This is a genomic window from Hansschlegelia beijingensis, from assembly GCF_045505405.1.
In the GTDB taxonomy this organism is placed as follows: Bacteria; Pseudomonadota; Alphaproteobacteria; order Rhizobiales; family Methylopilaceae; genus Methylopila; species Methylopila beijingensis_A.
In genome coordinates this window covers 1-4,390 of record NZ_JBJKEX010000255.1, presented here as the reverse complement: position 1 = coordinate 4,390, position 4,390 = coordinate 1, and the positions used below count along the sequence as shown (strand labels likewise).

Genomic DNA, 4,390 nt, shown 5'->3' with positions numbered 1-4,390 from the left:
GCTCCCCCGAGCCGGCCGGACCGCAGCGCGTCCGCCACCGCGGCCTCGTCCACGACGCGGCCGCGGGCGGCGTTGATCAGAATGGCGTCATCCTGCATCGCGGCGATTTCCTCGGCGCCGATCATCCCCCGCGTGCCGTCGGTCAGCGGCACATGCAGGGAGATGACGTCGGAGACGCGCAGCAGGTCGTCGAGCGGCTTCGGCTCGACCCGTCCCCACGACGGCCGCCAGTTGGCGTCGTCGTCGGCCAGATAGGGATCGTATGCGGCGACCGACATTCCGAGCGCCACCGCCCGCCGCGCCGTCTCCCGCGCGATCGAGCCGTAGCCGATGAGGCCGAGCCGCTTGCCGTAGATCTCGCGCCCGCCGGAAAAGGCGTTGCGGGGCCAGGTTCCGGCCGCCATCTCGTCGGTCGCCCGATAGGCGCCGCGCAGCAGCAGCATCGCGGTTCCGATGACGTATTCGGCGACCGACACGTCGTTCGCGCCGGTCGCCGGATAGACCGCGATCCCGCGCGTCTCGCAGGCCGCGAGATCGATGTTGTCGAGCCCGACGCCGAGCCGCCCCACGCAACGCAGGCGGCTCGCGCCGTCGAGCAGCGCGCCGCGCACCTGCGTCCGGTTGCGGACGATCAGGGCGTCGGCGTCCGAGGCCTCGGCGGCGAGCCGGTCCGGCTCGTCCACCAGAGCGGGATCATAGACGACGTCGAAGCCCACGAAGGCGCTGCGGATCGCCGCCTCGTCCATGAACTCGGGAATGACGATCTTGGGCATGCGCTTCGCCTGCTGAGCGGAGGTCGACGGCGGGCTCCGCAGCCTCGGCTGGCTCACGGCTCGCGGGCGTCGGGATGTCGGAGGGCCGACGGTCGCCCCTCCCCGCGTCTGCGCAGGGAGGGGCGAGGGCGTCAGGCGCTGCGGTAGAGCTTGGTCATCACGAACTCGCGGTGACCAAGGGCCTCGGCAGCCGTGAGGCGGCCGTTCGCGGTGCGCACGATCATGTCGATCAGCGCGTCGCCGGCCTCCGGGATCGTCATGTCGCGGCGGAGCACGCCGGTGACGTCGACGTCGATGTGCTCGCCCATCGTCCGCAGCGTCCGCGGATTGCCGGAGATCTTGATCACCGGGACGATCGGGTTGCCGATGACGTTGCCCTGGCCGGTCGGGAAGGTGTGCACGACATAGCCGGCGGCCGCCATCAGGGTGACGCATTCGGCCGCGGCGGACGAGGTGTCCATGTAGTACAGGCCCGGGCCCTTGGCGGGCGCTTCGGCCGGCTCGAGCGCGTCGATGTACTTACACTCGTGGCCGATCTTCTCGAGGTTGCCGAGCGCCTTCTCCTCGATGGTGGTCAGGCCGCCCTCGATGTTGCCCTTGGTGGGCTGGCTGTCCGACAGGTCGTCGGTCTTGTGGGCCTCGATGACGTCGTCCTGATAGGACTTCCACATCTTGTACCACTTCTCGGCGACCTCCGGGCTCGCCGCACGCTCCTTGCAGAGGTGCTCCGCGCCCGTGATCTCGGAAGTTTCGCCGAACACGCCGTAGATGCCGTGCGGGATCAGCTTGTCGTACATGTTGCCGACCGTCGGGCAGGACGAAAGGCCCGTCGTGGTGTCGGACTCGCCGCATTTGGTCGAGATCCAGAGCTCGGTGATCGAGCACTCCTCGCGCGGCAGCTCGGTCGCCCACTGCAGGAACTTCTTGGCCTGGTAGCTCGCCCGGGCGATCGTCGCGATGTCGCCGTGCTGCTCGATGCCGAAGCCCACGACCGGTTTGCCGGTCTTGGCGATGCCTTCGACGACCCGGTTGGTCCACTGCTCCTCGATGCCGATCACGATCACGGCCGCGACGTTCGGGTTCGAGCCGATGCCGATAAGCGTGCGGAAATGGATCGCGAGATCCTCGCCGAACTGGAGGCGGCCATAGGCGTGCGGCAGCGCCATCGTGCCCTTGATGTTGTTCGCCACCGCCTCGCAGGCGGCGTTGGACAGATCGTCGAGCGGCAGCAGGACGACGTGGTTCCGCACGCCGACGCGGCCGTTCTCGCGCCGCCAGCCCATGAAGGTGGCCTTGGCGGCGTCGACCGACGCGCGCGCGCCCGGCAGCGCCGGGGTGTAGAATTGATCCGGAGCGCCGCCGACGAACGGGCTCTGATTGGAGATCATGACGTCAGCCATCAGTCCGCCCTCACCAGCGCTTTGTCTTCATGTTGTGGGTGTGGACGTGTTCGCCCTTGGCGACGTCCGCGGTGATCTTTCCGACGTCCTGACCATACTTGATCGCGGTGTCGCCGGCCTTGAGATCGGTCAGCGCGACCTTGTGGCCGATCGGTATGTCGCTCTTCACATGGACGCGGAACGTGCTGTCGTTCTCCGTCACCACGCCGAACGCGTCGGTGTCGGCCTTCAGCCCCTCGATGACCGCGACCGCGACATTGTCCTTCGGACTATGGGCGAGGACATGCGGGTTGCGGCCGTCCCCGTTGGCTTGCTCGGTCATCGGCTCCTGATCCTCCCTGCTGCCGGGCGCGCCCTTAGCGGCTGCCTCGGACATATCTTGTATAAGACATATGACATGTTTTTGGTCAACGACGTTCGCGCCGGATCGGCCTCAGCCGCCCTGCTTTGAATGCGCGTTGTCGAAGAACAGCTCCTTCCAGCTCTCGGCGCTGCGGCCGATCGCCTTGGTGCGAGCCATGAAGTCCACGTATTTCTGGATGTTCTGGGGCGTGGTCGTGAACGTCACCTGAGGGTCGTTCAGGATCTGCTCGATCAGCGCGAGGTCGCTCGAGTCCTTGGCGAGCCGCACATAGGCCTCGGCGGCGGCCTTCTTGTCGGCGTTGATGATGCCGACGGCTTCCTCGACGGACGCCACAAAGGCCTCGTAGACCTTCGGGTTCTGCTCGACGAACCGAGACGTCGCCCAGATGACGTTGAAGGTGCAGGGCCCGCCCATGACGTCGAAGCTGTTCAGCACGGTGCGGACGCCGGGCTGCTTCAGCTCGAGCTCCTGAATCGGCGCGGCGGTGAAATGCGCCGTCACCTCGTTGCGCGACAGCAGCGCCGCCATGCCGTCCGGATGCGACAGCGTCACCGTCAGCTTGTCGAGCTCGTTGCGGCGATCCGGGCCGAGCTCCTTCTCGGCCGCCATCTGCAGGAACATCGCCTGGATCGACACCTTCACGGCCGGCAGGGCGATCTTGTCGCGCGACGTGAAGTCCTTCAGCGACTTCACCTCGGGATTGGTCGTGTTCAGCAGCAGCGGCATCGAGTTCATGGCGGTGACCGCCTTCACCGGATTGCCCGACCCGGCGGTCTTCGACCACAGCAGGACGAGCGGCGGCACGCCGCCGGCCGCGAACTGGATCGCGCCCGACAGCAGAGCGTCGTTCATCGCCGCGCCGCCGGCGAGCGTCGCATAGGTCACCTTGAGATCGGGAACGCCGCGCTCGGCCGCGTTCTTCTCGAGGAGCTTGCGCTCCTCCATGATCATCAGCGGCAGGTGGCCGAGGCTCGGCTGCCGCGCGATCCTGACCTGGTCGACCTCCGCGTGCGCGGCCGTCACCGTCGCCGCCGCGGCCAGCGTCGCGGCGACCAACAAAACCCTACCCAGCATCCCCGTCCCTCCCAGTCGCCTGCTCTTGTCGGCAGTCTTCTTTGTCGCGACCGGGCCTCAGGCCGCCTTTGGTCGCCGGATCGCCGGCGCGGGCGCGCCGTCGATCATCACGTTGACGCAGGCTGGCCTGCCGCTGCGGTGCGCCTCCTCGAGCGCCTCCGACAGTTCGGCCGGCGTGGTGGCGAGCGCGCCGAAGCCGCCGAGCGCGACCGCGACCTGGTCGTAGCGGGACGGCAGCAGGTCGCAGTGGCGGGCGCGCTCCGGGCCATAGTTCCGCAGCTGGATCTGGTGCTCGGCGTTCCAGCGCGCGTCGTTGCCGACGACCGCGATGAACGGCAGCCCGTAGCGCACGGCGGTGTCGAACTCGGCCATGTGGAAGCCGAAGGTGCCGTCGCCGAGCACCGCCACCACGGGCGCGTCCGGCGACAGCGTCTTGGCCGCGATCGCGAACGGGATCGACGCGCCGATCGTGCCGGAGACGCCGTTGACGAGGCGGCGCCTGGCCGGAACCAGGGCCTGCGGCCATTGGCCGATCTCGCCGCCGTCGCAGATCAGCGTGCCGCCGGCATGGCGCGACAGGAAGGCCGAGACCTCCCGGCAGAGCTCGACGGGGTGCAGCCGTCCCGGCGAGCCGCGGACGCCGTCCCAGTCCGGCGGCGCATAGGGCAGGCCTCGAGCAACTGGAGAAGTTTTCCGACTTGTCGTAGACGCGGACATGGATGTCCGTCGGCGACCAGCCGTTGGCGGGATCGATGTCGTCGTCCTGCACCGACGACATC

5 protein-coding genes are annotated in these 4,390 nt (G+C 68.3%); all 5 read right to left on the bottom strand.

Annotated features, from left to right (window positions below; all coding sequences use genetic code 11):
* Window positions 1-773 (bottom strand): NAD(P)-dependent oxidoreductase (locus tag ACIKT0_RS13670; RefSeq protein WP_407105876.1); only part of this gene is annotated, 773 nt, incomplete at its 3' end.
* A 131-nt stretch (window positions 774-904) separates the two neighbouring features.
* Window positions 905-2,173 (bottom strand): UxaA family hydrolase, encoded by a 1,269-nt coding sequence (locus ACIKT0_RS13665; RefSeq protein ID WP_407105875.1) that lies wholly within the window; start codon window positions 2,171-2,173, stop codon window positions 905-907.
* 10 nt (window positions 2,174-2,183) lie between these two features.
* Window positions 2,184-2,495 carry a UxaA family hydrolase gene (locus tag ACIKT0_RS13660; RefSeq protein WP_183393520.1) on the bottom strand — a complete coding sequence of 104 codons (312 nt, stop codon included), beginning with the start codon at window positions 2,493-2,495 and terminating at the stop codon, window positions 2,184-2,186.
* Between the two features lie 111 nt (window positions 2,496-2,606).
* A complete protein-coding gene (locus ACIKT0_RS13655; protein WP_407105874.1) occupies window positions 2,607-3,611 on the bottom strand; it encodes an ABC transporter substrate-binding protein in 1,005 nt (334 codons plus the stop codon).
* A gap of 57 nt (window positions 3,612-3,668) precedes the next feature.
* Window positions 3,669-4,328, bottom strand: coding sequence for a thiamine pyrophosphate-dependent enzyme (locus ACIKT0_RS13650; protein ID WP_407105873.1), 660 nt, complete (start codon window positions 4,326-4,328; stop codon window positions 3,669-3,671).
* Window positions 4,329-4,390 lie beyond the last annotated feature (62 nt).